Raw genomic sequence first — 26,782 nt, forward strand, 5'->3', positions numbered from 1 at the left:
CAGCGGCCTCGCGGGCCGGCTCAGGACGCAAGCCACGGCAGAGTAACTGCGGGATTGTACCAAATGACGGTGTCGAGCCTCGCTCGGTCGGGCAGCGCGCGGCGCCCGCTATGCGTTGCCGGGCTCTCGTGGTCGGTCGCGCGCCCCCCGTGTTAATCCCTAGTGATCCGTCCTTGCGCTTGCGGCTCTCATCGCTCAAAAATGTAATCGATTACATTTTTGAGGCGAGTTCACTTGTCCAGATCGTCGTCCAAGGTCGCGCCGGCGGCGCCGTCGGGGGTACGTTCACAGTCCGGGGGACGGCTGCCGCGTGCGGCGGCCGAAGGCCTATCCATTGCCGGCGTGGCGGAGCAGGCGGGGGTCTCGGTGGCGACGGTGTCGCGCGTACTGAACGGGCACGAGAACGTGCGCCCAGCTACGCGCGACAAGGTGCTCGCTGCCGTCGACGCCAGCGGGTACCGCGTCAACGAACTCGCGCGCAATCTGCGCACCGCCGAAAGCCGCCTGCTGCTGACCATGGTGCCCGACGTCGGCAATCCGTTTTACGCCGAGATCGTGCGCGGTATCGACAGCGTGGCGCGTCAGCACGGCTACTTCATGCTGCTGTGCGATACGGGCGCCGATGCCGGCCGCGAGCGCAGCTACTTCGACCTGCTGCGCCGTCGCCGCGCGGACGGCGCGATCTGTCTCGATCCGGCCACCATCCAGCAGGCGCTCGGCGAAGCTTCCGGCGCGCTGCCATGGGTCGCCTGCTGCGAGTTCGACCCGGACATGGGCGTGCCCTACGTCGGCATCGACAACTACCGGGCCGCCGGCGACGCGGTGCGCCATCTGCTGGCGCGCGGCCATCAGCGCATCGGCCTGATCAATTCGGATGTCGGCTATCTCTACGCGCGGCAGCGTCAACAAGGCTATCTGGACGCATTGACCGAAGCCGGTATCACACCGGACGATCGCTGGAGGAAGAACCTGAACAGCCTCGACTACGAAGCGGGCGCCTCGGCGGCGGCCACGCTGGTGCAACAGCCGAACGCCCCGAGCGCGATTTTTGCGGTCTCCGACACGCTGGCGATCGGCGTGATCCACGGGCTGCGCAGCGTCGGCAAGCGCGTGCCGGACGATGTGGCCGTGGTCGGTTTCGACGACATCTCGCTGGCCGCGCAGATCGATCCGCCGCTCACCACCATCGCGCAACCCATGCGCGAACTGGGCGAGACCGCCGCGCGTCTGTTGCTGCAGCGGCTCGCCAATCCGTTGGCTAACGTGCCGGGCGTATTGCTGCCGCACCGGCTCGTGATTCGCGGGAGCGCCTGAACCATGAGCCTCGCAATACGCTTCGACGACATCCGCAAAGACTTCGGGCCCGTGCGCGTGCTGCACGGCGTGAGTTTCGATCTGGCGCCGGGGCGCATCTACGGTCTGCTCGGCGAGAACGGCGCGGGTAAATCGACGTTGATGAAAATCCTCGCCGGCTATGAAGCCGCGAGCTCGGGCAGTCTCATCGTGGACGGTCACGCGCAGCAGTTCACCGGTTCGCGCGACGCCGAAGCGCAGGGCATCGTGCTAATTCACCAGGAGTTCAACCTCGCCGAGCATCTGACGATCGCGCAGAACATGTATCTCGGCCACGAGAAGCGGCGCGGCTGGTTCGTCGACGATGCCTCGATGCGCGCCGACGCCGCGCGCTATCTTGCGCAAGTCGGCCTCGCGAAAGCGCCGGATACGAAGGTGCGCGAGTTGATCGTCGCGGAAAAGCAGATGGTGGAGATCGCCAAGGCGCTGTCGCGCCGCGCGCGTCTCCTGATCATGGACGAGCCGACGGCCACGCTCACGCCTTCCGAAACCGAGCGTCTTTTCACGCTGATGGCGAAGCTCAAGGCCGACGGCGTGACCATCGTCTACATCTCGCACAAGCTCGACGAAGTGGAGCGCATCACCGATGAAGTGATCGTGATGCGCGACGGCCGCTTCGTCGCGCGCAGCGAGACGGCCGGGCTCGCACGTCAGCAGATGGCGAACCTGATGGTCGGGCGCGACGTGTCCGACATGTTCCCCGCCAAGATCTCGGTCTCCGCCGACGCACCGCTCGCGTTGAAAGTGGAGGGGCTCGCCGTGCCCGACTGGGTCGAGGAGCTGAGCTTCGAAGTACGCGCCGGCGAAGTACTCGGTTTTGCCGGCCTGGTGGGCGCGGGTCGTACCGAAGCGTTCGAGGCGATCATCGGCTTGCGCAAACGCACGGCGGGCCGCATCGAAATCGCCGGTCGTCCCGCCGATCTGAAAAGCCCGCGCGATGCAATGCGCCACGGCCTCACGTATCTCAGCGAGGATCGCAAAGGCAAGGGCCTGCACGTGAACCTGAGCCTGCAGGACAACGTCACGCTGATGACGCTCGAACGCTACGCGCATCCGCTACTCGATATGAAAGCGGGCCGCGCGGCGCTGACGAAAGCAGTGAGTGAATTCGGCATCCGCACCGGCGATCTGTCGAGCCGCGCGCGCATGCTGTCCGGCGGCAACCAGCAGAAGCTCGCACTCGCCAAGTTCCTCCAGCCCGAGCCGAATGTGATCGTGCTCGACGAGCCGACGCGTGGCGTCGATGTCGGCGCCAAACGCGACATCTATTTCCTGATTCATCGTCTCGCCGCGCAAGGCCGCGCGGTGATCGTCATTTCATCCGAACTGATCGAACTGATCGGCTTGTGCCACCGCGTCGCCGTGATGCGCGCGGGCAGTTTGCAAGCCACCTTGACGCTCGATCACCTCACCGAAGAGGAGTTGATCGCTCATGCGACCGGCACCCACTGAAGCTGTGCAATCCGGCCGTGCGCTGCGCTTCGCGCATCGACTGTATGCGCTCGGGCCGCTCGTCGGGCTGATCGTACTGTGCATCGTCGGCACGCTGCTCAACCGCGATTTCGCCACGCTCGACAACATGATGAACGTGCTTACACGCACGTCGTTCATCGGCATCATCGCGGTCGGCATGACCTTCGTGATCATTTCGGGCGGCATCGATCTGTCGGTCGGCTCGATGGCCGCGCTGATCGCGGGCAGCATGATCTGGCTGATGAACGCGCTCGCGGCGGGTGTCGGCGGACACACGCTCGCGCCGCTGATGATTCTCACGCTCGGTATCGTGTTCGCGCTGGTGCTCGGCGGCTTGTTCGGCTGTGCGCACGGACTGCTGATTACTAAAGGACGGATCGAGCCGTTCATCGTCACACTCGGGACGTTGGGTATTTTCCGCGCGGTGCTCACGTGGCTCGCGGACGGCGGTGCGCTGACACTCGATAACTCGCTGACCGATCTCTACGGGCCGGTTTACTACGCAAGCCTGTTCGGCGTGCCGGTGCCGATCTGGGTGTTCCTCGTAGTGGCCGCAGGCGGCGCGCTGATCCTCAATCGGACGGCGTTTGGCCGTCACGTGCAGGCGATCGGATCGAACGAACAGGTCGCGCGCTATGCGGCGATTCGCGTCGATACCGTGAAGATCGTGACGTATGTTCTGCTCGGCATCTGCGTCGGCGTGGCGACGGTGTTGTACGTGCCGCGTCTCGGCTCGGCCACGCCGACCACTGGCTTGCTGTGGGAACTCGAAGCGATCGCCTCCGTGGTGGTCGGCGGCACGGCGCTCAAGGGCGGCGAAGGCCGCGTGATCGGCACGGTGATCGGCGCGATCCTGCTTTCGGTGATCGCCAATATTCTGAATCTGACCAGCATCATCAGCGTGTATCTGAACGCGGCGGTGCAAGGCGTCGTGATTATCTTCGTCGCGTTCGTGCAGCGCGGACGACGGTAGGCGGTGAGCATCAAGTCGATAACGAAGTGAAACGGCGGCAGGTTCGAGAATCGGGGCGCATGTACGCCCCACAATTGGAGACGAAACCATGAAGCAGGTCATTCGAGCGGTCGGCGCCGGCATGCTGGCGTTGGGAATACTGGGCACGGCGGGCGTCGCGCGCGCTGACGAAAAAGTCGTGCTGGGCGTGGCGATTCCGACAGCCGATCACGGCTTCACGGGCGGCATCGTCTGGTGGGCGAACAAGGCAAAGACCGATCTGGAGAAAGCGCATCCGGATCTGAAGGTGATCGTGAAAACGGCAGCCGGCGCGCCCGAACAGGCCAACCAGTTGCAGGATCTCGTGACGGTGAACAAGATCAACGCGCTGGTGATTTTCCCATTCGAATCGGCCTCGCTCACGCAGCCGGTCGCCCAGGTGAAGAAGAAGGGCGTGTACGTGACCGTGGTGGATCGCGGCCTGACCGACACCAGCGCGCAGGACGCTTACGTTGCGGGTGACAACACGGCGTTCGGCAAGATTCCTGCCGAGTATCTGGCCAAGGCGCTCGACGGCAAGGGCAACATCGTCGCGCTACGCGGCATTCCGACCACGCTCGACAACGAGCGCTATACCGCGTTCACGAACGTGATCAAGAACTATCCGGAGATGAAGATCCTCGACGCGAAGTACGCGAACTGGAATCGCGACGACGCCTTCAAGGTGATGCAGGATTACCTCACGCGCTTCAAGCACATCGACGCCGTCTGGGCCGCGGACGACGACATGGCGGTCGGCGTGCTGAAGGCGATCGAGCAGGCCAGGCGCACCGATATCAAGATCGTGTTCGGCGGCGCGGGGTCGAAGGGTATGGTGAAGAACGTGATGGACGGCGCGCCGATGATCAAGGCCGACGTGTCGTATTCGCCGAAATTCATTTACGACGCGATCAAGCTGACCGCCGAGGCGCGTCTGAAAGGCGAGAAGTTGCCGCCCACCACGATCATCCCTTCGGTGCTGATCACGAAGGAAAACGCGCAGCAGTTCTATTTCCCCGACTCGCCGTTCTGAGTTTGACTCCGACCTGAGCATCCGGAGCGCGCTGGCTGCACTGCTGTCGCAGCGGGATGGCCGGCGCGCCCTCGTTCTAGGAACCGTACGATGAAGACCATCAGAGGACCGGCGATTTTTCTAGCCCAGTTCATGGGCGACGAGGTGCCGTTCGACAATCTCGCGCATCTGGCGCAATGGGCGGCGGGTCTCGGCTTCAAGGGGATTCAGGTGCCGTGCGATACGCGCCTGATCGATATCGAGCAGGCCGCGGCGAGTCAGACCTATTGCGACGAATTGCGCGAGGTGGTCGACGACGCCGGTGTGGAGATCACCGAATTGTCGACGCATCTGCAAGGGCAGCTGGTGGCTGTGCATCCCACCTATGACGCGTTATTCGATGGGTTCGCCGCTGCACAGGTGCGAGGCAATCCGGCTGCGCGTACCGAGTGGGCCATCGAGCAATTGAAGCTGGCGGCGCAGGCGTCGCAGCGTTTGGGATTGAACGCGCACGTGACGTTTTCCGGTGCGCTGGCGTGGCCGTTTCTGTACCCGTGGCCGCAACGGCCAGCCGGTCTGGTGGAAGCCGCGTTCGACGAACTCGCGCGCCGCTGGACGCCGATTCTCGATGCGTTCGACGCCGCCGGTGTCGATGTCTGCTACGAATTGCATCCGGGCGAGGACCTGCACGACGGCGTGACCTTCGAGCGTTTTCTCGACGCCGTGAAGCAGCATGCGCGCGCAAACATCCTGTACGACCCGAGTCATTTCATGTTGCAGCAACTCGACTATCTCGCGTTCATCGATATCTATCACGAGCGCATCAAGGCGTTCCATGTGAAAGACGCGGAGTTTCGTCCGACCGGCAAGCAAGGGGTGTACGGAGGATATAGCGGCTGGGTCGAGCGCGCGGGACGTTTCCGATCGCTGGGTGACGGGCAGATCGATTTCGGTGCGATCTTCTCGAAGATGGCGCAATACGATTTTCCCGGTTGGGCCGTGCTGGAATGGGAGTGCGCGCTGAAGCATCCGCACGACGGTGCGCGCGAAGGCGCGGAGTTCATCCGGCGACACATCATTCGTGTCGCAGAGCATGCGTTCGACGATTTCGCCGGCAGTGGCGTGGATGCCGAACAGTTGAAGCGCGTGTTGGGCATTTGACGGCGCGCGATCGCCAGGGAGTGAAAGCGATGTCACACAGAAGGCTAAGGCTCGGCATGGTGGGCGGCGGGCAAGGCGCGTTTATCGGCGCAGTGCATCGGATCGCGGCGCGTCTCGACGATCGTTTCGACGTGGTTGCCGGTGCGTTATCGTCCGATCCGCAACGTGCGCAAGCGAGCGCCGCCGAGGCGGGCATCGAGCGAAGCTACGCGGACTGGCGCGAGATGGCGCGCGCCGAAGCTGCGCGCGACGACGGTATCGACGCGGTGGCCATCGTCACCCCGAATCATCTGCATGCGCCGGTGGCAACGGCGTTTCTCGAAGCGGGCATCCATATCGTGTGTGACAAGCCGCTCGCGATCTCGCTGGCAGAAGGCGTGGCGCTTGCCGAACTCGCGCGTGAGAAGAACAAACTCTTTGCACTGACGCACACGTATTCCGGTTATCCGATGGTGCGTCATGCACGCGAGTTGGTCGAAAGAGGCGAACTCGGCGAGCTTCGCGTGGTGCAGGTCGAATATGCGCAGGACTGGCTCGCCGAGCCGATCGAAACGAGCGGCACGAACAAACAGGCGGGCTGGCGCACGGACCCTGCATTAGCCGGCCCCGCAGGTTGTCTCGGCGACATCGGCACGCATGCCTATCACCTTGCGGCCTTCATCACGAAGATGACACCGGCGGCGCTTTCAGCGGAGGTGCATACCTTCGTGCCAGGGCGCCGTATCGACGACCACGTGCAGGCGATGCTGCGCTACGCCAACGGCGCACGCGGCATGCTGTGGGCAAGTCAGGTGGCGAGCGGCGCAGAGAATGCGTTGCGTCTGCGGGTGTATGGCACGAAAGCGAGCCTCGCCTTCGATCAGGAACAGCCGAATGAACTGTGGCTCACGCCGCTTGGAGGATGTGCCGAGCGGTTGACCCGAGGGCGCATAAAAAGCGCGATAGCCGCCCACGCGACGCGCGTACCACCGGGACATCCCGAAGGCTATCTGGAAGCGTTTGCGCAGTTATACAAAGACGCCGCGTTGCAGATCGAAGCCTTGGACGCGGGGTGTGCGCCGCCCGAAGAAAGCCTGCTGCTCACGACGGTGGATGACGGCGTGGCCGGCCTGCGCTTCATCGACGCCATGTTGGCGAGCAGCGCAGCGGACGGCCAGTGGCGGGAGATTTGAACGGGTTCGAATCCGCTCAGCCGCCCTTACTCTTCTTGATCTGCTCTTCGAACGCGATATCGAGCTTGCTCGCTTTGCGCGGTTTCGGCGGACCGAACGCGTCCACAAACTTGACGAAATCGTCGAGCGTCAGCGGATCGGAGACTTTCTTGTCCGTGCCGCTCGATTTGTCGACCAGATAGAACAGGCCGCCAGATAGGCTGATCGCGGCGAACTGCGGATTGCCGCTGCGCGTTTTCAGCCGTTCGACAGCGTGGATGGCTCGGGTGGTGCGCATGGTGGGGGCTGCTGGTCGGGGAAAGACTGCTACTTTAACAATTTTCGCCGCCTCAACGCGTGGCGGCCTCGTCGGCTGCATGGGGCTTGCGCCGCAATTTCCGCCGCAACCAGTCCGCCCAATCCTCCAGCACGGTGTACACCACCGGCACCACCACCAGCGTCAGGATCGACGACGTAATCACCCCGCCGATCACCGTCTGTCCCAACGGCCCGCGTTGCTCGCCGCCTTCGCCGAGTGCGGCGGCGAGCGGCAGCATGCCGAAGATCATCGCGAGGGTCGTCATCAGAATCGGTCGCAGACGCACGCGCGCCGCTTCGAGCAAAGCCTCGCGCCGCTCCATCACGCGACCCTTGCCGGAGGCGTCGAGCAACGTGCCGCGACGCGCCTGATTGGCGAAGTCCACCAGCAGAATCGCGTTCTTGGTCACGAGCCCCATCAGCATCACGAAGCCGATGATCGAAAACATGTTCAGCGTGCTGCCGAACAGCAGCAGTGCGATCAGCACACCGATCAGCGTGAGCGGCAACGAGGCCATGATCGCGAGCGGTTGCGCGAAACTCGCGAACTGCGAGGCGAGAATCATGTAGATGAAAATCACCGCCAGCGCCAACGCTTCCACCGCGTACACAAACGACTCGTTCATGCTCTTGGTCGAGCCTTCGAACCGATAGTGATAGCCCGCCGGCAAATGCATGGCGTCGAGCGTTTTCGCGATGTCGGACGCGACCTCGCCGGGCGAGCGGCCGTTCACGTTCGCCGACAGCATCACCTCGCGTTGCAGATCGCGCCGGTTCAGCACGTCCGGGCCGGTCGTCTTGACGATGTCCGCGATCTGCCGCAGCGGCACCAACACCGGCGCGCCGTTCGCGTCGGTGCGGTTGGTGGCGATCATCAGCTTCGCGAGGTCGTCGACGTCCTGACGCTGCGAGCGCGGCAGGCGCACGCTGACGTCGTAATCCTGATCGTCGGGGGCGCGCCAGGTGCTGATGGCGTCGCCGGACAGCAGTGGCCGCAGCGCCGTGCCGATGTCGGCGACCCCTACGCCGAGGTCGGAGGCCAGTTCCCGCTTCACGTTGATCGCGACGATCGGCTTATCGGCCTTGAGGCTCGAATCGAGATCGACGAGGCCCGGGATTTTCGCCATGCGCGCCTGCGCGGTGTCGGCGAGCCGGCGCAGTTCGTCGATGTTGTCGCCCTGCAGGCTCAACTGGATCGCCTTGGTGCTGCCGGCGCCGTCCGGCACGCCGATCTCGGTGACCGTCACGCCCGCCACCGAGGCCAGCCGCGCGCGGAACACCTGATTGAGTTCGAGCATGCCACGCGTGCGCTCGCGTCGATCTTTCAGCCGCACGGTGATGAGCGCCGTGTTCTTGCCCTGCGTGTTGCCCGAGTTGACCGTCGCATAACTGAAGCGCACTTCGGGGTAGGTGGCGAGAATCGCCTCCACCTGCCTGACCTTCCCGGAGGTGGCTTCGAGCGAGGTGCCGACCGGTGTATTCAAACCGATCTGCGTCTCGGAGAAGTCCGCGTTCGGCACGAACTCGGTGCCGACGAACGGCACCAGGAACAGACTGCCGAAGAAGGTCGCCGCCGCCACCGCCAGCGTGATCGCGCGATGCCGCAGCGACCAGCCGAGCAGGCGCTGATAGAAGACGGTGAGGGCATCGATCTGCTTGTCGAACAGACGCAGCGACCGCCCAATCAGGCGCCCGTATCGGTAGCCCTTGCGACCCGACTCGGCGTCGTGCAGATCGGGGTCCGGCCAGATGGAAGACAGCATCGGGTCGAGCGTAAACGACACGAACATCGAGATCAGCACGGCGGCCGCCACCGTAATGCCGAATTGATGGAAGAAGCGCCCGATGATGCCGCCCATGAAGCCGACCGGCAGAAACACGGCGACGATCGAGAAGGTGGTCGCGAGCACGGCGAGCGCGATTTCCCTGGTGCCGTCGAGCGCGGCCGTGCGATGGTCGGCGCCGAGTTGCACGTGTCGCACGATGTTCTCGCGCACCACGATCGCGTCGTCGATCAGCAAGCCGACGCAGAGCGAGAGTGCCATCAGCGTGATCACGTTGATCGTGAAGCCGCAGGCGTACATCACCGCGAAAGTGCCGATCAGCGCGATCGGCAAGGTGAGGCCCGTGATGACCGTGCTGCGCCACGAGCCGAGGAACAGAAACACGATCAACACGGTCAGCAGCGCGCCTTCGAGCAGCGTGCGCTTCACTTCGTTGACGCTGTCTTCGATCTCGATCGACGAATCGTCGGTGATATCGAGTTTCACGCCGGGCGGCAGTTGCGGCTGCAGACGCGCCACTTCGTCGCGCACGCCGTGCGCGACGTCCACGGTGTTTTCGCCTTGCGCCTTGATGATCGACAGGAACAGCGCGCGCTGGCCGTTGAGTAGCGCCGTGCTGTCGGGCTCCTGCTGGCCGTCGACGACGTCGGCGACCTGATCGAGCGTGACGGGCTGCGTCGCGGAGCTTGCCGTGGGAATCGCCGACTGCGCGCCGCGTCGCGCGACGATGATGCGTTTGAAGTCGTCCGGTTTCTCGAAGCGTCCCTTCACCTGCACGGTCTGTTCGACATTGCTCGACGTGAGCGGTCCTGCCGGAATCTCCTGGTTCTCGTTCTGCACCGCACGAATCACCTGATCGACGCCGATGGAAAGCGCCTGCAGCTTCTCCGGATTCACATCGATCTGCACCTGGCGCTTCACGCCGCCCACCAGCGACACCGAGCCGACGCCGCGCACCGTTTCGAGCCGTTTGCGCACGATCTGGTCGGCCACCGTGGTGAGATCGCGCGTCGAGAGCGACGCGCCCGGTGCGTTCGACACCGCTACGGTGACGATCGGCATATCCGCCGGGTCATAACGCAAGACGCGCGGGTCTTTCACGCCATCGCGCAGATCGGGGCGGATCAAGGCGATCTTGTCGCGCACGTCCTGAGCGGCTTGTACTGCATCGACGGAGAGATCGAATTGCACGATCACCACCGACTGCGCGTCGTACGAGCGCGACGTGATTTCGTCGATGCCGCTGATCGTATTGACCGCTTCCTCGATCTTGCGCGTGACATCGGACTCGACCGATTCCGGCGACGCACCCGGATACGCGGTCTGCACGACCACGATCGGAAAAGTGATGTCGGGAAACTGATCGACCTTGAGGCGCTGATACGAAAACAGCCCGATGACGAGGAAGGCCATCATCATCATCGTGGCGAGCACCGGGTTGCCGATGCTGATGCGGGTGAACCACATGGGCGCGCGCTCCGCTCAGTGCTGGCCGGCGGCCGACGCGCCGGCGGCTGGTGCCGACGACGCAGGCTGCACCACATGCACCGTGCTGCCGATGCGTAACGAACCGAGATTGTTCTTCACGATCTGCTGGCCGAGGCTCAACGGGCCGGCGGTGATTTCCGTCCATGGGTTGCCGTCGGCGTCTCCGGTCGTACCCGTCTGCACCGGCTGCTCGGCCAGCTTGCCGTCGACGAGCGCATAGACGCTGTGGCGCGCGCCGTCGGTGCGCACGGCCGTAGCGGGCACGGCCAGCACATTCTGGCGACTGCCGACCGAAATCGTCCCGCTGCCGAACATACCGACCCGCAGCGTGCCTGCCGGATTGGCGACCTGCACGTACACCATGATCGAGCGCGAGCCTGCCTGCGCGGCGGGGTTGATGCGCGTGATCGCGCCTTGCACCGGCGCGTCGATGCCGTCGAAGGCGATGCTCACCGGCTGGCCGATCCGCACGCGGCCGATCTCGCCGACCGGCACCGGCGCTTCCAGCTCGAGCGTGCGCAGATCGACCACGTCGAATAGCCTGGTATCGACGGCGACCTTCTCGCCGGGCTCGACCGAGCGCGTGGCGATCTGTCCGTCGAGCGGCGAACGCACGACCGTATCGGCCAGCGAAAGATTCGACGACGCCAGCGCTGCGCGCGCCGCATCGAGATTGGCGCGGGCGATTTCGTACTGGCTTTGCGCGGTGTCGAATGCGTTCCTGGAGATGAAGCCTTTTTCGACCAGCACGCGGTTGTTGTCGAGCGTCTGTCTGGCGATGTCGAGCTGGCCGGCCACCGCCGCCATCTGGCCACGAGTTTGCTCGGCGCGTGCCACGTAGTCGCGCGCGTCGATCTTCGCGAGAATCTGGCCGCTCTTGACCGGGTCGCCTTCGCGCACTTCGACTTCGAGCGCGGAGCCCGCTACTTTCGATTTGACCGCGGCTTGCGTGACGGCGCGTAGCGAGCCGGTGAGCGGCAGCGTTTCGGAGAGCGTGCGGCGGCTGACGGTGGTGAGATCGTCGGGGGCGAATTCGACGACGGAAGAGACGGTGTCGGTGACAGCGGCGGGCGCGCTGCGCTTTCTGATGGCCTGAGCAATCGCGATAGCAAGTATCACGATGACGACTACGGCAGCGACGATGATGCGTTTTCTGGTTGTTTGCATGCGCGGTCTGACGGACTTCACGGCACTGGCGGGTCACGTCGGCGGCCTGGCAAAAAGCGAGGCGCCGCGTGCTCGCACGGAATCGGCAAGTTAGCCTGAGCTTGCGTTCACTGCAAGCTGGCCGTCAGCATGGTACACGCAGCCTGGTACGGGTGAGTGTGGAGGCTCACCCGCTCATGCGCTTACTGGCTCAGATAAACGAACTTGCCGTTCTTGATGATGCCCATCACACTCGCACGCTGATCCAGACCCACGTGATCCTTCGGGCTCGTATTGACCACGCCGTTCGGCACGACCAGTTCATGCGCGTGCTCCAGTTCGTCACGCAAGGCGGCGCGAAACGCGGGCGTGCCCGGTTGCGCTGTCTTCAACGCGCGCGCCACGGCGTCCTGCAAACGCGGATAAACACCCGCTGCGTCGCCGGCGAATTGCGTCACGCTACCCGGGCCGTACTTCGCTTCATACTCGTTGGTGAACGCAAGCGCCGCCTTCTTCGCCGGATGATCGGCCGGCAGCGTGCGCGCCACCACGACCGGTTGGGTCGGGAACAGCGTGCCTTCCACGTCCTTGCCGCCGAGCTTGATGAATTCAGGCGTGGCGATGCCGTGCGTCTGATAGATCGGGCCTTTATAGCCGCGTTCGATCAACGTGCGTTGCGGCAGCACCGTCGGCGTACCCGCGCCGGCGATCAGGATCGCGTCCGGCCTGGCGGCCATCAGCTTCAGAATCTGACCGGTCACGCTGGCATCCGTGCGGTTGTAGCGCTCGGTGGCCACCAGTTGAATGTGGCGCAGTGCCGCGAACTTGCTGAACTCGTTGAGCCAGCTTTCGCCGTAGCCGTCCGCGAAACCGATGAAGCCGACCGTCTTCACGCCGTGGTTCGACATGTAGCGCGTCATCACGTCGGCCATCGCGCTATCCGTCTGCGCCATCTTGTAGGCCCAGATCTTCTTGCCTTCCTGCGGCTCGACCACGCTGGCCGAGCCGATCAGCGTAATCATCGGCGTCTGGCTTTCGGCGACCGGATCGAGTGCGGCCATCGCCGCCGGCGTGATGTTCGGGCCGACGATCACATCGACGTGGTCTTCGTTGATCAGCTTGCGGATGTTGCGCACGGCGGCGCCCGGGTCGGAGGCGTCGTCGAGGAAAATGTAGTCGGCTTTCTGGCCCGCGATGGTGGCCGGCCACATCAGCATCGCGTTCTTGCTGGTGATGCCGATCACGGCCGCCGGGCCGGTGCTCGACAGATCGATGCCGACCTTGATGTCGGCGCGTGCAGCGGTGGCGAGCAGGAGCGCGCCCAAACCAACAGCGGCGGCGGTGCCGCGAATTCTATTTTTATACGACGTCATCGAAAGGTCTCCGTAGCGTGAAGCGTGCGTGCTGCAATCAAAGTTCGTAGGTTTCGTGTTCGCCCTTGAGCGCCTGCTCGATCAGCTTGCGGTTCATGCTCGGCGACAGCAGCTCGACGAGCGTATACACATAGCTGCGCAGATAGGCGCCGTGTTTCAGCGCGACGCGCGTCACGTTGCTGCCGAACAGATGGCCGACCGGCATGGCGCGCAAGTGACGGTCGCGCTCGGCATTGAACGCAATATCCGCCATGATGCCGACGCCCAGACCCAATTCCACGTAGGTCTTGATCACGTCGGCGTCGATCGCCTCCAGCACGATGTCCGGATGCAGCCCACGCAGGCGGAACGCCTCGTTGATCTTGGTGCGGCCGGCGAAGGCGTTGTCGTAGGTAATCAGCGGATACTGGGTCAGATCATCCAACGACAAAAGTTTGCGGTCGAGCAGCGGATGATCCGGCTGCATCACGGCGACGTGATGCCACTGGAAGCAGGGCAGCGAGATCAGTTCCTTATAGTTGGCGATTGCCTCGGTGGCGATGCACAGATCGGCCTGGTCGTGGATCACCATCTCGGCCACCTGGGTCGGGCTGCCTTGCAGAATCGAAAGGTGAACCTTGGGAAAGCGTTTCTTGAACTCGGCGATGGCGGCCGGCAGCGAGTAGCGCGCCTGGGTGTGGGTCGCGGCGATCACCAGATTGCCCTGATCCTGGGCCGCGTAATCTTTACCGACCCGCTTGAGACTCTCGACTTCCTGCAGAATCTTCTCGACCGACTGCAAAATGATGCGTCCCGGCTCGGTCAGCGAGCGCACCCGCTTGCCATGGCGCGTGAAGATTTCCACGCCCAGCTCGTCTTCCAGCTCGATGATCGCCTTGGAAACGCCCGGCTGGCTTGTGTACAGCGCCTTGGCCGCTTCCGTCAGGTTGAAATTCTGCCGCACAGCCTCGCGGACGAAGCGGAATTGGTGCAGGTTCATATATAACCTCTCCGCATATCAAAAGAATTTTTTAGTCGTTTGAAATATAAGGCGAGTTTATTACGATCTGTCCATCTTTTTCAATATGGATATCTGTATTTGTCATAAGCAAATGAGAGATGGGTCTAAACCCTCGTTTGCGATTGCTGACTAAGAGCAGGTATTCAAGGCGCGGCGGAACGCGACCGCCGTGTGTTACGCAAAAATTGGGGTCCCCGAATGTACCAATACGATCAGTACGACCAGACCATCGTCGATGAGCGGGTCGTGCAATACGCCGATCAGGTTCGCCGCCGCCTGTCGGGCGAATTGAGCGAAGAGGAGTTCCGTCCGCTGCGTCTGCAGAACGGCCTGTACCTGCAACGCCATGCGTACATGCACCGCATCGCGATTCCGTACGGCAATCTGCGCAGCGACCAGATGCGCGTGCTCGCGCAGATCGCGCGTGAACACGACCGCGGCTACGGTCATTTCTCGACGCGTTCGAACATCCAGTACAACTGGATCCAGCTCGAAGAAACGCCGGAAATCCTGCGCAAGCTCGCCGCCGTGCAGATGCACGGTATTCAGACGTCGGGCAATTGCATCCGCAACATCACGGCGGATCAGTTCGCCGGCGTTGCGCCGGACGAATTGGTCGATCCGCGTCCGTGGGCGGAAATTCTCCGTCAATGGTCGACGTTCCACCCGGAATTCGCGTGGCTGCCGCGCAAGTTCAAGATCGCCGTGTCGGGTTCGACGGAAGACCGCGCTGCCGTGCAACTCCACGACATGGGCGTGTATCTGAAGAAGAACGAGCAGGGCGAACTGGTGGTCGACATTCTGGCCGGCGGCGGCATGGGCCGCACGCCGATCATCGGCGCGATCATCCGTAAAGACTTGCCGTGGCAACATCTGCTGACGTATTGCGAAGCCGTGCTGCGCGTGTACAACCGTTATGGCCGCCGCGACAACATCTACAAGGCGCGCATCAAGATTCTCGTGAAGGCGTTGAGCCCGGAGAAATTCTCGGCGCAAGTCGAAGAAGAATGGCAGCACCTGAAAGACGGTCCGGCCACGCTCACGCAGACCGAAGTGGATCGCGTGTCGCAGTACTTCCAGCCGCCGGTCTACGAAAAACTGCCGGACACAGACGCTTCGTTCGAAAAGCATCTGCTGGAAAGCCGTGCGTTTGCCCGTTGGATCGAACGTAACGTGCGCCCGCACAAGGTGTCGGGTTATTCGTCGGTGACGCTGTCGTTGAAGCCGACCACGATCGCTCCGGGCGATGCCACGGACGCGCAGATGGAAGCGGTTGCCGATTGGGCCGACGAGTATTCGCTCGGCGAAATCCGCGTGTCGCACGAACAGAACCTGATCCTCGCGAACGTGAAGAAGCGCGACCTGTTCGCGTTGTGGGAAAAGGCCAAGGCACAAGGTTTCGCGACCCCGAACATCGGCTTGCTGACCGACATCATCGCGTGCCCGGGTGGCGATTTCTGCTCGCTCGCGAATGCGAAGTCGATCCCGATCGCGCTGGCGATCCAGGAACGCTTCAACGATCTCGACTACGTGTACGACCTCGGCGACGTGTCGCTGAACATCTCGGGCTGTATCAACGCGTGCGGTCACCACCACGTCGGCAACATCGGCATTCTGGGCGTCGATAAGGACGGCTCGGAGTGGTATCAGGTGACGCTCGGCGGCGAGCAGGGTACGGGCGCCAACGGCGCGAATCTCGGCCGTGTGATCGGACCGTCGTTCTCGGCGGAAGAAATGCCGGACGTGATGAGCAAGGTGATCGATACGTTCGTGGAAAACCGCCACGAAGGCGAGCGCTTCATCGAAACGTACAACCGCATCGGCATGGCTCCGTTCAAGGAACGTGTGTACGCCTCGCGTCAACCGGCTCACGCGTAACCGCGCAAAGGATACTGAACAGATGGCTTCTATCATCAAGAATCGCGCGATCGTCAACGATGACTGGACGCTCGTGCGCCAGGCTGAAGACGGCTCGCTGCCGCCGGTGAACGAATTGCCCGCAGGCAAGGTGCTGGTGCCGCTCGCGTTCTGGCAGGCTGAGCGCGACGCGCTCTCCGCCTCGCGCGGCGTCGCCGAAATCGGCGTGTGGCTCGCGCCGGATAGCGAACCGGCGGATATCGTCGCCGACTTCGACAGGATCGCGCTGATCGGCGTGGACTTTCCGGTGTTCCGCGACGGCCGCGGCTACAGCATCGGCCGCCTGCTGCGCGAACGCTATGGCTACAAGGGCGAACTGCGCGCGATCGGCGACGTGCTGCGCGACCAGATCACCTTCATGTTCCGCTGCGGCTTCGACGCTTATGCGTTGCGTGAGGATAAGGACTTCGACGACGCGCTCAAAGCGTTCGACGAATTCAGCTTTAACTATCAGGGCGCGGTCAACTCGTCGCCGCTGTTCCGCCGCCGTGAAGCGGGCGAACTCGGCAAGGTTTCGGCATGAGCACCGCCACCCCGCTCACGCCGGAACTCGCTGCGAAGGTCGAGCGCCTCGATGCGCTGCTCGACTCGATCGCCGCGCGTCACGCGAACGTGACGCTGGCGAGCAGCCTCGCAGCGGAAGACATGCTGCTCACGCACGCGATCCTGTCGCGTGGTGTGAAGATCGGCATCTTTTCGCTGAACACGGGCCGCTTGCACGCTGAAACGCTCGGCATGCTCGATCGCGTGAAAGAGCGCTATGGTTACGAGATCGAACAGTTTCATCCGCAGGCTGCGGCAGTCGAGGAATACGTCGGCTCGCACGGTCTGAATGCGTTTTACGAAAGCGTCGACTTGCGCAAGCGTTGCTGCGAGATTCGCAAGGTCGAGCCGTTGAATCGCGCGCTGTCGGATGTCAGCGCGTGGGTCACGGGCCAGCGCCGCGAGCAGTCGGTGACGCGTGCCGAATTGCATGCGGAAGAGCACGACGCCGCACGCAATATCGCCAAGTTCAATCCGTTGACGGACTGGTCCGAAGCCGAAGTGTGGGACTACCTGAAAGCGTTCGATGTGCCGGTCAATCCGCTGCATGCGCGTGGTTATCCGAGCATCGGTTGCGAGCCTTGTACGCGCGCCATTCGTCCCGGTGAAGATAGCCGGGCGGGGCGTTGGTGGTGGGAATCGCGCGATACGAAGGAATGTGGTCTGCACATTACGACGATCACGCCGATTACGCCCATCGCCGCCGACCGCAACGAAAACGCCTCGGCGTGAAGCATTCAGGTGTCCGGGTCTTGGCTTTTGATCCGAACGCCGCACATATCGATTGAATACTTTTGCTCGGGCGAGCCACCGCTCGCCGGGCGAATCAACGAAGGACCCAAACATGAGCACCACGCTCGATTCCACTGTGAACGCACCGCTCGCCAACACGGCAAACCGTATGGATCACCTCGATTGGCTCGAAGCCGAGTCGATTCACATCCTGCGCGAACTGGTTGCTGAATGCAGCAAGCCCGCGCTGCTGTTTTCGGGCGGCAAGGATTCGGTCGTGGTGCTGCACCTCGCGCTGAAGGCCTTCGGCATCGGCGCGAATCGCAAGACCGTGCTGCCGTTCCCGCTCGTGCACATCGACACCGGCCACAACTACGACGAAGTGATCGACTTCCGCGATCGTCGCGCGAAAGAGATCGGTGCCGAGTTGGTGGTGGGTCACGTCGAAGATTCGATCAAGCGTGGCACCGTGCGTCTGCGTCGCGAACTCGATTCGCGCAATGCCGCGCAAGCGGTGACGTTGCTCGAAACGATCGAAGAGTATGGCTATACCGCTTTGATCGGCGGCGCGCGTCGCGATGAAGAAAAGGCGCGTGCGAAAGAACGGATCTTTTCGTTCCGCGATGAGTTCGGCCAATGGGACCCGAAGGCGCAACGCCCGGAACTGTGGAGCCTGTATAACGCGCGTCTGCATAACGGCGAACATCTGCGCGTGTTCCCGATTTCGAACTGGACCGAACTCGATGTGTGGCAGTACATCGCTCGCGAAAAGCTCGAGTTGCCGTCGATCTATTACGCGCATCAGCGCGAGATCGTGCGCCGCAATGGCCTGCTCGTGCCGGTCACGCCGCTAACGCCGATGCGTGAAGGCGAGACCAGCGAGACCGCGCTGGTGCGTTTCCGTACCGTTGGCGATATCAGCTGCACATGCCCGGTGGAAAGCGACGCGGATGATCTGGAGAAGATCATTGCCGAAACGGCAGTGACCGAAATCACGGAACGCGGCGCGACGCGGATGGACGACCAGGTGTCGGAAGCCGCGATGGAACAGCGTAAGAAACAAGGTTATTTCTAATTAAAGGGATCGGGGTGAGTGCTCTGCGCTCACTCCTGTCGACTGCAACAAGTTGCATGGGACCGGAGTAAGCGCTGAAGCGCCAACTCCGGTCGACAGAGGGTACGACAATCATGAGCGGTATTCACCAACCAGAAGACCTCGGCGTGCTGCGTTTTATCACTGCGGGCAGCGTCGACGACGGCAAGAGCACGTTGATCGGCCGTCTGCTGTATGACAGCAAGGCTGTGTTGAGCGACCAGCTCTCGGCACTGTCGCGCGCGAAGAATAAGCGTACCGTCGGCGACGAAATCGATCTGTCGCTGCTGACCGACGGACTCGAAGCCGAACGCGAGCAAGGCATCACGATCGACGTCGCGTATCGTTACTTCGCGACCGCGAAGCGCAAGTTCATCATCGCCGATACGCCGGGTCACGAGCAGTACACGCGCAACATGGTGACAGGTGCGTCGACTGCGCACGCGGCGATCATTCTGGTCGACGCGACGCGCGTTACTTTCGTCGACGGCGTTGCACAGTTGCTGCCCCAGACCAAGCGTCATAGCGCGATCGTGAAACTGCTCGGTTTGCAGCATGCGATCGTCGCGATCAACAAGATGGATCTGGTCGGCTACAGCGAGCAACGCTTCAACGAGATTCGCGACGCGTATGTCGAACTCGCGCGTCAACTCGGTTTGAACGATGTGCGTTTCGTGCCGGTGTCGGCGCTCAAGGGCGACAACATCGTGACCGCCAGCGAAAGCATGCCGTGGTACGCGGGCGAACCGCTGCTGGACTTGCTCGAAGCACTGCCGGTCGAGATTCCGACGGGCCAGGCGCTGCGTTTCCCGGTGCAATGGGTGGCGCGTCAGGACGGCAGCCAGGCGGACGATTTCCGCGGCTACATGGGCCGTGTCGAAGCGGGCGAGGTGAAAGTGGGCGACACGGTCGTCGTGCTGCCGGCGAATCGCGAAGCTACGGTCGCCGAGATCATTGCGCCGGTAGTGGGCGGCACGGCGCTGGTGGATCGCGCGTTTGCCGGCCAAACGGTGACGATCCGTCTCGCGCAGGACGTGGATGTTTCGCGCGGCGATACCTTCGTGCTGCGTGAAGCCGCGCCGGAGCCGGCGAAGAAACTGGAAGCCGACCTGTGCTGGTTCGACGACACGCCGCTGTCGACGCAACGCAAGTATCTGTTGAAGCAGACCACCAATACGGTGTTCGCGCGCATCGGTGCGATCAAGGAAGTGCTGGACGTGCATACGCTGTCGCAGGCGACCGATCGCAAGGAACTGGCGATGAACGACATCGGCCGAGTGGCGCTGACGTTGCAGAAGCCGGTGGTGTGCGATGTGTACGACTCGCATCAGGGTACGGGCGCGTTCGTGCTGATCGATGAAGCGACGCACCACACCGTCGCGGCCGGAATGATCCGGGCGTTTTCGGCGTAAGGAGCGAGGCTGCGCGCAGCGTGGTCGGTTGCGCGCCGTTTGCGTCCTAACGAACAGGTTGATCCATATGGGTAAGGTTTATTTGATCGGGGCTGGGCCGGGGGCTGCGGATCTGATTACGGTGCGCGGCGCGCGGCTTTTGGGTCTGGCCGATGTGGTGTTGCACGATGCGTTGGTCGAGCCGGCGATGCTGGACTATGCGCCGTCGCATGCTCGCAGGATTGCAGTGGGGAAGCGATGTGGGCAGCTTTCTACGGCGCAGCAGTTCATCAACAAGCAGATTGTGGATGCTGCTTTGGAGCATGACGTTGTCGTGCGACTGAAGGGTGGTGATCCGATGTTGTTCGGGCGCGCTGATGAAGAGATGCGTGCGCTCGAGGCGGCCGGGATCGAGTATGAGGTCGTGCCTGGGATTACTGCTGCGCTGGCTAGTGCGGCTTCGTTGAAGCGGTCTTTGACGTTGCGGGGCGTTTCTCGCAGTGTTGCGCTTGCTACTTTTAGTCGGGCGCCTGGGTCGGAGGAAATTCGCGAGCAGGTTAATGCGGATTCGCTTGTGTTTTATATGGGCCGGGATAGTGGGGTTGAGATCGCGCAACAGTTGATCGAGGCTGGGCGCGCGGTTTCGACGCCGGTGGCGATTGTTGAGGCTTGTAGTACGGAGCGGGAACGGACTTTGACCCTGACGCTTGAAGAACTTGCCAGTGGCGAGGCTCTGCGGTGGGTTGATGCTTCGCAGCCTGGTTTGCTGATGATTGGGGAGGCTTTTGCTGCTCGGCAGGCTGGGGTTTTGCGTGCTGGTGATGGGTTGTTGGTGGCGGCGTGAGGCTGGTTTTTCTGGGCGGTGTTTTTTGGGTGTTGGCCTTTCCTTGAGGTCACGGTGGTCTATTAGTGTTGCCCCTGTGCGGGGCGGCACTCACTTTCTTTGCCGCCGCAAAGAAAGTAAGCAAAGAAAGCGGGCTCACACCGCTAGCTCATAAGCGGGTCCCCCGCGCAGTCACGGTAGTGGCTCATCTGGAATCTGTGCTCTCGCACATTCCACACCCGTGACAAGGCAGTCATTCTTCCGGCGGCGCTGCGCGCGCCGTCGTGGTCGTTCTTCCCCACCGCCAGTTGTTATGCGGGTCTCTCGCGCAGGCGCGGTAGTGGTTCATCTGGAATCTGTGTAGCTGTTATATCTCCCGCCTCGCACGCCGCGCTCGTCAGAATAGTTTGCTTTTGAAGCGTCGGCTTCGGTTGCGCGGAGTGGGGGCGGCGGTTTGGATTTTCGCTTTTTTTTATATCCTGATTTATTCGCTTTTTATGACGGCGTGTCCTGGTCGCGTTAGTGTGCCGCTGCAGTCGCGCGCGACGACGTTTTGAAGCGGATGCGCTTGCTTTGGGTCGGCCTCGTTGCGCAGGTATGTTCGCTCTTGGTCGACGCTTGCCGCATGGACTTCGCGAGTAACTTCGTGGCGTGACGGGCAGTGAGTTGGCGTTGGGGAATGCCGGCCGCATCGAGCGCAATCACGTCGTAGAGCTCTTTATCAAGCTCGACTTGTCGCTTGTAGTCTTCGTCTGTTTCGACCCATATTCCAAGTAATGTGCGCTGGCGAATTGTTTCGTCAAACGTTACAGCGGGACTTCTATATATCGACGTCGCCAGCGTTAATAGTTTGTTCAATTGGGTTATGTGTCGCTCAATGAGCCGGGAGGCCGAGAGAGTCAGTTTCTCGTATTGATTGGCATCGACAGGCGGGCGCGAGACGGTTTGGGAATTCTTGAAGCATTTGCTCATGTGCGATCTCCATTGCTGACTCGGATCGCCCGACACGCGCTTGCAAAGTGGTGAGCGGGCACAGTGACAAGGTTGGCAGCCCGGCGTGGAACCATAACCGGCAGACCCGAAGGTCTCCTCGCCACGGCCCGCCCTTCGGATAAAAGACGTGCAGAAGCTGGCGTACGTCTGCATGCGCAAACGTAAAGGTTCCACTGTACTTGCAGGCTGCCAAGCCCGACCGTCGTTGTCTTGACGGCGAGAATGAGTCTAGAACGGCTCGTCGCATGAGCGATCACCTGCCCAGGCTAAAAGCCTTCCGCCGCCCCAGTTTCTGAAATTTCCCAAGTATTCATTCTCAAACAACCCACGTGAATTCCGACGAAATCCGAATGAACAGTGACGCAAAGAATCCGAACCGACTAACGTGAAATAACCCGAGACGATGAACCGAGGAGTTGGATGAAGAACGACCGCGACGGCGCGCGCAGCGCCGCCGGAAGAATGACTGCCTTGTCACGGGTGTGGAATGTGCGAGAGCACAGATTCCAGATGAGCCACTACCGTGACTGCGCGGGGGACCCGCTTATGAGCTAGCGGTGTGAGCCCGCTTTCTTTGCTTACTTTCTTTGCGGCGGCAAAGAAAGTGAGTGCCGCCCCGCACAGGGGCAACACTAATAGACCACCGTGACTTCAAGGAAAGGCCAAACCTCAAACCTGCCGAAGGCAATAAACCGCGACAGCATCGAGCACGGCCTCATCCTCACCCACAGCGCTGGCGACGCGAATCTCAACCGAGGGATACAACCCGCGACATCGATCGACGATAAGCGGCAGATCCTTTCGCACATGCCCACCTTGCCCGAAGAACACTGGCACGACGGTCACAACATCACACCCGCCGGAGGCAAGCACTCCAACTGCTGTCGGCAAATCGGGTTCCATCAACTCGAGAAAAGCGAGCACGACTGGCCCATTCCCAGAAGGCGAAGCACCAGAGCCACCAGAAGACGCATCAAACCCGCCGGAGGCAAAAGCCCCACGCGCAGCCCTCAACTTCTCAGCGAGCCTCTCAAACGGCTCCCGCCACCGCACATCTCTCGCGCCATGGCCAAACAACACAACCCCATGCATAGCCATAGCAGCAACCCCTAATGGCGATCAACCCACTTCAGTCCAACCAACCCCAGCACCAGATAAACCAACCCTGGCGTAGCCGCAGTCAAAGGCGCAGGCCAGGTATTCAACGTGCCGATATGAGAAAACAGCGTATTGAACAGCTGAAAACTCATCCCCAGCATAATCCCGCCGAACACCTTCACCCCCACCACACCTGCCCGCGTATGCAAATACGCAAACGGCAACGACAACACCAGCATCACGAACACCGCAAACGGATACAACAGCTTGCGCCACAGCGCAATTTCATACCGCTGCGTATCCTGATGATTCTCGGTCAAATGCTGGATGTACCGGAACAGATTGAACATCGACATCCGGTCCGGCGACACCAGCAGCACCGACAAAATCTGCGGCGTCAATTCCGAGCGCAGCGAATACTCCGGCAACGTCACCTGCTTCGCGCGATACACCGGGTTCAATGCATCGGCCGGCGTCCCCGGAGGAGGGGGCACATCGATCAACTGTGTATCCGTCACATCCGTCAATTGCCAATGTCCCGGGGGCTGATACTTGCCACTCTTCGCGATCCGCACATTCGAGAGCCGGAACTTCGAATCGAATTCGTAAATTCGCACGTTGCTGATCGTCGCGTCGGGCTTCAGCTCGCCGACGTTCACGAAGCGCGTCACCTGCTCACCGTCGGCGCGCGCGGTCAGCGTGTCTTTCACCCACACACCGGATTGAAAGTTACTCGACACCGACGAGCCCAACGCCTCCAACCGCACCCGCTCCGACAATTGATCCGTATACGGACCCACCACTTCGCCGATGATGTACGTGAGAAACACCAGCGGAATACCGATCTTCAATAGCGAGCGCAGCGCCTGATTCGTCGCGAGACCGGACACCCGGAAAATCGTGTACTCGGAGTTCGCCGCCATTTGCGCGAACACATAGATCGCGCTGATCAGCGCCGCCACCGGAATGATTTCGTAGAAACGCGACGGCGTCTGCAAGGCGACCCGCAGCACGGCGTACTGAAACTTGTAGTTACCGTGCCCAACCGAATTCAGTTCGTTAATCAGGTCGAAGAAGAAAAACAGACCCGAAAACGCAAACAGAATGAAGACGAACGTGAGATAGATCTGACGCGCGAAGTACCGTTCATAGATTCGCATCGGTCAGGCTCCCTGCGAGCGGCGGAACATCGCACGCGTAAAGAGCGGCCGGTTGCGCACGCGCAGCCAGAAGATGAATGCGACGATTGCCGCGACGACGATATGCAGGCCCACGAGTCCCACTCCAAACGACATCTTGCCTTGCTCGATCCACGACTGCACCACGTTCAACAGATTCGAATACGTCAGATAGATCAGCACGGCCATGACCAGATTGATCGTGCGACTGCGCCGCGGGTTCTGGTGGGCCAGCGGAATGGCAAGCAGCATCAGATTGATTGCGATGAGCGGCAAGCCCATGCGCCAGGCGAATTCGGCGAGGTTGTCGTCGGTCGGATTGCGCAGTAGCGCGAGCGTCGGCGTGCCGGTGGTGGTGGGCGTATTGATCACGGGCTGGCTCTGGATCTTCACACCATAGCGCTCGAATTCCATGATGCGGAAATCGGGGTGCCCCGGCTCGCCGTCATAGCGCCGGCCGTTTTCCAGCACGACGAAGCGGTCGCCGTTCTTGTGCGTCTCGGTGTGTCCGAACTTCGACACCACCACGTTGACCTTGCCGTTCTCCGTGCTGGTCACGAACACGTTTTCCACCTGGCCCTGGTCAGGCGACATCTTTTCGATGAAGAACACGCGATGGCTCGTGGCCGACTCGCGGAACTGGCCAGGCGCGAGCAGCGAGACCTCGTCGCGTTGCTGGAATCGCGCGCGGATCAGCTTGCTCTGCTGGTTCGACCACGGCCAGCCGACGAATACGAAGAACATGATGAGGATGATGATCGGCGTGGCAAAAATACCGATCGGCTTGATGAATTGGGTCAGACTGACACCCGAGGACAGCCACACGACCATCTCGGAGTCTTTGTACCAGCGGGTCAGGACGAACAGGATCGACACGAACAGGGTCGCGACGAGCATGATGGCCAGGTAACCGATCACGGTGAGGCCGATCAGGACCAGCACGTCGCGCGGGTCGATCTCGCCTGAGGCCGCGAAACCGACGATGCGAATCATCATCGTGGTCAGCACGAGCGTGAGGAGAACCATGAACACGGCACCAGCCGTATACGCGAGTTCGCGCTGGAGGGAGCGTTCGAAGATCATTATTGATGATGAGAGGGGGCGCTCTCAGTGGCGCACGGGTTGGTTCCCGTCACACCTCCGGTGCAGCCGCCGCGGGAAAAATAGCGGATAATTGCGGCTTTCATCCTAAGCCCAGATTTTATCCGAGGACAAGCGCGATGGACTTTAGCATAAAAGCCTGTGATTGGACCAAAGGCTCGTCAAACGGTTTCCTGACAGGGAAATCGGATTGCATCGTAATCGGCATCTTCGAGTCGCAGACGCTTTCAGGCGCGGCGCTCGAGATCGACGAGGCCACCCGTGGCCTGCTGACCCGCATCATCAAGGCCGGCGACATGGACGGCAAAGCCGGCACCACGCTGTTCCTGCACGAAGTCTCGGGTATCGGCGCGTCGCGCGTGCTGCTCGTCGGCCTCGGCAAGCAAGACGCTTTCAGCCAGAAAGCCTACGGCGACGCCGTGCGCTCCGCATGGCGCGCGCTGCTCGCCACCAAGGTCGTGCAGGTCACCTTCACGCTGGCCCAACTGCCGATCCTCGAACGCACGGCCGATTGGGGCGTGCGCGCCGCGATCCTCGCGCTGCGCGAGCTGACCTACAAATTCACGCAGATGAAGAGCAAGCCGGACAACGCGGCTCGCGCGCTCAAGCGCATCGTCTTCAGCGTCAACGGCGGCGACGAGAAGGCCGCCAAGGTCAGCGCGAAGCAGGGCGCAGCGCTGGCCAACGGCATGGACCTCACGCGCGACCTCGGCAACCTGCCGAGCAACGTCTGCACGCCGACGTACCTCGCGACGACCGCCAGGAAGCTCGCCAAAGACTGGAAGCTGAAGGTCGAAGTGCTGGGCGAGAAACAGTGCGAAGCGCTCAAGATGGGCTCGTTCCTGTCGGTCACGGCCGGGTCGGTCGAACCGGCTCAGTTCATCGTGCTGCAGTACCAGGGCGGCGCGGCGAAAGCGGCGCCGGTGGTGCTGGTCGGCAAGGGCGTGACGTTCGACACGGGCGGCATTTCGCTCAAGCCGGGCGAAGGCATGGACGAGATGAAGTACGACATGTGCGGCGCCGGTTCGGTGCTGGGCACGTTGCGCGCCGTCGCGGAAATGGGCCTGAAAATCAACGTGGTGGGCATCATTCCGGCGGTCGAGAACATGCCGTCGGCCACCGCCACCAAGCCGGGCGACGTCGTCACCAGCATGAAGGGCCTGACGATCGAAGTGCTGAACACGGACGCCGAAGGCCGGCTGATCCTGTGCGACGCGCTCACCTACGCCGAGCGCTTCAAGCCGGCCGCCGTGATCGATATCGCCACGCTCACCGGCGCCTGCATCATTGCGCTGGGTCACCACAACAGCGGCCTGTTCTCGAAAGACGACGCGCTGGCGGGCGAGTTGCTCGACGCCTCGCGTGAAGCCTCCGACCCGGCCTGGCGCATGCCGCTCGACGACGAGTATCAGGACCAGCTCAAGTCGAACTTCGCGGACCTCGCCAACATCGGCGGACGTCCGGCGGGCAGCGTGACGGCCGCGTGCTTCCTGTCGCGTTTCACGGAAGCGTATCCGTGGGCGCACCTGGATATCGCCGGCACCGCGTGGAAGAGCGGCGCGGCGAAGGGGGCCACGGGCCGTCCGGTACCGTTGCTCGCGCAGTTCCTGATCGACCGCGCCGCGCAATGACGCATTGCAGTAAAGTTGCAGGCCCGGTGGTC

The 26,782-nt window shown here is 62.2% G+C and carries 22 protein-coding genes; 13 read left to right on the forward strand and 9 right to left on the reverse strand.

From position 1 onward, the window contains the following. Nucleotides 1–234: 234 nt before the first annotated feature. The 6 genes from FQ705_RS23940 (at nt 235) to FQ705_RS23965 (ending at nt 7,162) form a co-directional block, all read left to right on the forward strand. Entirely contained in the window at nt 235–1,314 is a 1,080-nt protein-coding gene (locus FQ705_RS23940) for a LacI family DNA-binding transcriptional regulator (protein ID WP_144144937.1), read from the forward strand. Nucleotides 1,315–1,317: 3 nt separating this feature from the next. Continuing rightward, a complete protein-coding gene (locus tag FQ705_RS23945; protein ID WP_144144939.1) occupies nt 1,318–2,805 on the forward strand; it encodes a sugar ABC transporter ATP-binding protein in 1,488 nt (495 codons plus the stop codon). After that, nucleotides 2,786–3,799, forward strand: coding sequence for an ABC transporter permease (locus FQ705_RS23950; protein ID WP_144144941.1), 1,014 nt, complete (start codon nt 2,786–2,788; stop codon nt 3,797–3,799). Before FQ705_RS23945 ends, FQ705_RS23950 begins: the two co-directional genes overlap by 20 nt. A gap of 88 nt (nt 3,800–3,887) precedes the next feature. After that, complete coding sequence (locus FQ705_RS23955) at nt 3,888–4,850, forward strand: substrate-binding domain-containing protein (protein ID WP_144144943.1); 963 nt, start codon at nt 3,888–3,890, stop codon at nt 4,848–4,850. 90 nt (nt 4,851–4,940) lie between these two features. After that, nucleotides 4,941–5,990, forward strand: coding sequence for a sugar phosphate isomerase/epimerase family protein (locus FQ705_RS23960; protein ID WP_144144945.1), 1,050 nt, complete (start codon nt 4,941–4,943; stop codon nt 5,988–5,990). A gap of 29 nt (nt 5,991–6,019) precedes the next feature. Then, the gene (locus tag FQ705_RS23965) at nt 6,020–7,162 is read left to right on the forward strand and encodes a Gfo/Idh/MocA family protein (RefSeq protein ID WP_144144947.1); all 1,143 of its coding nucleotides are present in this window, start codon (nt 6,020–6,022) and stop codon (nt 7,160–7,162) included. Between the two features lie 16 nt (nt 7,163–7,178). Here FQ705_RS23965 and FQ705_RS23970 read toward each other — a convergent pair whose 3' ends face one another. From FQ705_RS23970 to FQ705_RS23990, 5 genes are all read right to left on the reverse strand, one after another. Next, nucleotides 7,179–7,439, reverse strand: coding sequence for a hypothetical protein (locus FQ705_RS23970; protein ID WP_091796466.1), 261 nt, complete (start codon nt 7,437–7,439; stop codon nt 7,179–7,181). Between the two features lie 52 nt (nt 7,440–7,491). Next, nucleotides 7,492–10,710 carry an efflux RND transporter permease subunit gene (locus FQ705_RS23975; RefSeq protein WP_144144949.1) on the reverse strand — a complete coding sequence of 1,073 codons (3,219 nt, stop codon included), beginning with the start codon at nt 10,708–10,710 and terminating at the stop codon, nt 7,492–7,494. A 15-nt stretch (nt 10,711–10,725) separates the two neighbouring features. Next, nucleotides 10,726–11,898, reverse strand: coding sequence for an efflux RND transporter periplasmic adaptor subunit (locus FQ705_RS23980; RefSeq protein WP_144144951.1), 1,173 nt, complete (start codon nt 11,896–11,898; stop codon nt 10,726–10,728). A gap of 182 nt (nt 11,899–12,080) precedes the next feature. Beyond that, entirely contained in the window at nt 12,081–13,250 is a 1,170-nt protein-coding gene (locus tag FQ705_RS23985) for an ABC transporter substrate-binding protein (protein ID WP_144144953.1), read from the reverse strand. Nucleotides 13,251–13,287: 37 nt separating this feature from the next. After that, a complete protein-coding gene (locus FQ705_RS23990) occupies nt 13,288–14,229 on the reverse strand; it encodes a CysB family HTH-type transcriptional regulator (RefSeq protein ID WP_144144955.1) in 942 nt (313 codons plus the stop codon). 219 nt (nt 14,230–14,448) lie between these two features. Between FQ705_RS23990 and FQ705_RS23995 the strand changes: the two genes are divergently transcribed. The 6 genes from FQ705_RS23995 (at nt 14,449) to cobA (ending at nt 20,770) form a co-directional block, all read left to right on the forward strand. Next, nucleotides 14,449–16,128, forward strand: a complete 1,680-nt coding sequence (locus FQ705_RS23995) for a nitrite/sulfite reductase (protein WP_144144957.1) — start codon at nt 14,449–14,451, stop codon at nt 16,126–16,128. A gap of 22 nt (nt 16,129–16,150) precedes the next feature. After that, nucleotides 16,151–16,690 (forward strand): DUF934 domain-containing protein, encoded by a 540-nt coding sequence (locus tag FQ705_RS24000; protein WP_144144959.1) that lies wholly within the window; start codon nt 16,151–16,153, stop codon nt 16,688–16,690. Further along, nucleotides 16,687–17,442 (forward strand): phosphoadenylyl-sulfate reductase, encoded by a 756-nt coding sequence (locus FQ705_RS24005; RefSeq protein ID WP_144144961.1) that lies wholly within the window; start codon nt 16,687–16,689, stop codon nt 17,440–17,442. Before FQ705_RS24000 ends, FQ705_RS24005 begins: the two co-directional genes overlap by 4 nt. A 112-nt stretch (nt 17,443–17,554) precedes the next feature. Next, complete coding sequence (cysD, locus tag FQ705_RS24010) at nt 17,555–18,517, forward strand: sulfate adenylyltransferase subunit CysD (protein ID WP_144144963.1); 963 nt, start codon at nt 17,555–17,557, stop codon at nt 18,515–18,517. A gap of 113 nt (nt 18,518–18,630) precedes the next feature. Continuing rightward, nucleotides 18,631–19,947 carry a sulfate adenylyltransferase subunit 1 gene (locus FQ705_RS24015; protein ID WP_144144966.1) on the forward strand — a complete coding sequence of 439 codons (1,317 nt, stop codon included), beginning with the start codon at nt 18,631–18,633 and terminating at the stop codon, nt 19,945–19,947. A 67-nt stretch (nt 19,948–20,014) separates the two neighbouring features. Continuing rightward, entirely contained in the window at nt 20,015–20,770 is a 756-nt protein-coding gene (cobA, locus tag FQ705_RS24020) for a uroporphyrinogen-III C-methyltransferase (RefSeq protein ID WP_144144968.1), read from the forward strand. Between the two features lie 498 nt (nt 20,771–21,268). On the opposite strand, the gene FQ705_RS24030 is transcribed toward cobA, so the two are convergent. The 4 genes from FQ705_RS24030 to lptF form a co-directional block, all read right to left on the reverse strand. Further along, nucleotides 21,269–21,721 (reverse strand): hypothetical protein, encoded by a 453-nt coding sequence (locus tag FQ705_RS24030; protein ID WP_144144970.1) that lies wholly within the window; start codon nt 21,719–21,721, stop codon nt 21,269–21,271. Between the two features lie 690 nt (nt 21,722–22,411). Beyond that, a complete protein-coding gene (locus FQ705_RS24040) occupies nt 22,412–22,840 on the reverse strand; it encodes a sirohydrochlorin chelatase (protein ID WP_144144971.1) in 429 nt (142 codons plus the stop codon). Nucleotides 22,841–22,851: 11 nt separating this feature from the next. Then, complete coding sequence (gene lptG / locus FQ705_RS24045) at nt 22,852–24,000, reverse strand: LPS export ABC transporter permease LptG (RefSeq protein ID WP_144144973.1); 1,149 nt, start codon at nt 23,998–24,000, stop codon at nt 22,852–22,854. Between the two features lie 3 nt (nt 24,001–24,003). Continuing rightward, the gene (gene lptF, locus FQ705_RS24050; protein ID WP_144144975.1) at nt 24,004–25,101 is read right to left on the reverse strand and encodes an LPS export ABC transporter permease LptF; all 1,098 of its coding nucleotides are present in this window, start codon (nt 25,099–25,101) and stop codon (nt 24,004–24,006) included. 137 nt (nt 25,102–25,238) lie between these two features. Between lptF and FQ705_RS24055 the strand changes: the two genes are divergently transcribed. Then, nucleotides 25,239–26,750: a leucyl aminopeptidase gene (locus FQ705_RS24055; protein ID WP_144144977.1), complete on the forward strand. Its 1,512-nt coding sequence runs from the start codon at nt 25,239–25,241 to the stop codon at nt 26,748–26,750. The last annotated feature ends 32 nt before the right edge of the window (nt 26,751–26,782 follow it).

Source organism: Paraburkholderia sp. BCC1884, from assembly GCF_900996225.1.
In the GTDB taxonomy this organism is placed as follows: Bacteria; Pseudomonadota; Gammaproteobacteria; order Burkholderiales; family Burkholderiaceae; genus Paraburkholderia.

Bases quoted from the DNA above. Each gene is read 5' to 3' on its own strand.
- FQ705_RS24015 (WP_144144966.1), top strand. From the start codon at position 18,631: ATGAGCGGTATTCACCAACCAGAAGACCTCGGCGTGCTGCGTTTTATC.
- FQ705_RS23990 (WP_144144955.1), bottom strand. From the start codon at position 14,229: ATGAACCTGCACCAATTCCGCTTCGTCCGCGAGGCTGTGCGGCAGAAT.
- FQ705_RS23975 (WP_144144949.1), bottom strand. From the start codon at position 10,710: ATGTGGTTCACCCGCATCAGCATCGGCAACCCGGTGCTCGCCACGATG.
- lptG (WP_144144973.1), bottom strand. From the start codon at position 24,000: ATGCGAATCTATGAACGGTACTTCGCGCGTCAGATCTATCTCACGTTC.
- FQ705_RS24055 (WP_144144977.1), top strand. From the start codon at position 25,239: ATGGACTTTAGCATAAAAGCCTGTGATTGGACCAAAGGCTCGTCAAAC.
- FQ705_RS23980 (WP_144144951.1), bottom strand. From the start codon at position 11,898: ATGCAAACAACCAGAAAACGCATCATCGTCGCTGCCGTAGTCGTCATC.
- FQ705_RS24000 (WP_144144959.1), top strand. From the start codon at position 16,151: ATGGCTTCTATCATCAAGAATCGCGCGATCGTCAACGATGACTGGACG.
- cysD (WP_144144963.1), top strand. From the start codon at position 17,555: ATGAGCACCACGCTCGATTCCACTGTGAACGCACCGCTCGCCAACACG.
- FQ705_RS23985 (WP_144144953.1), bottom strand. From the start codon at position 13,250: ATGACGTCGTATAAAAATAGAATTCGCGGCACCGCCGCCGCTGTTGGT.
- FQ705_RS24030 (WP_144144970.1), bottom strand. From the start codon at position 21,721: ATGAGCAAATGCTTCAAGAATTCCCAAACCGTCTCGCGCCCGCCTGTC.
- FQ705_RS23995 (WP_144144957.1), top strand. From the start codon at position 14,449: ATGTACCAATACGATCAGTACGACCAGACCATCGTCGATGAGCGGGTC.
- FQ705_RS24005 (WP_144144961.1), top strand. From the start codon at position 16,687: ATGAGCACCGCCACCCCGCTCACGCCGGAACTCGCTGCGAAGGTCGAG.
- FQ705_RS23945 (WP_144144939.1), top strand. From the start codon at position 1,318: ATGAGCCTCGCAATACGCTTCGACGACATCCGCAAAGACTTCGGGCCC.
- cobA (WP_144144968.1), top strand. From the start codon at position 20,015: ATGGGTAAGGTTTATTTGATCGGGGCTGGGCCGGGGGCTGCGGATCTG.
- FQ705_RS23955 (WP_144144943.1), top strand. From the start codon at position 3,888: ATGAAGCAGGTCATTCGAGCGGTCGGCGCCGGCATGCTGGCGTTGGGA.
- FQ705_RS23970 (WP_091796466.1), bottom strand. From the start codon at position 7,439: ATGCGCACCACCCGAGCCATCCACGCTGTCGAACGGCTGAAAACGCGC.
- FQ705_RS23965 (WP_144144947.1), top strand. From the start codon at position 6,020: ATGTCACACAGAAGGCTAAGGCTCGGCATGGTGGGCGGCGGGCAAGGC.
- FQ705_RS24040 (WP_144144971.1), bottom strand. From the start codon at position 22,840: ATGGCTATGCATGGGGTTGTGTTGTTTGGCCATGGCGCGAGAGATGTG.
- FQ705_RS23960 (WP_144144945.1), top strand. From the start codon at position 4,941: ATGAAGACCATCAGAGGACCGGCGATTTTTCTAGCCCAGTTCATGGGC.
- FQ705_RS23950 (WP_144144941.1), top strand. From the start codon at position 2,786: ATGCGACCGGCACCCACTGAAGCTGTGCAATCCGGCCGTGCGCTGCGC.
- lptF (WP_144144975.1), bottom strand. From the start codon at position 25,101: ATGATCTTCGAACGCTCCCTCCAGCGCGAACTCGCGTATACGGCTGGT.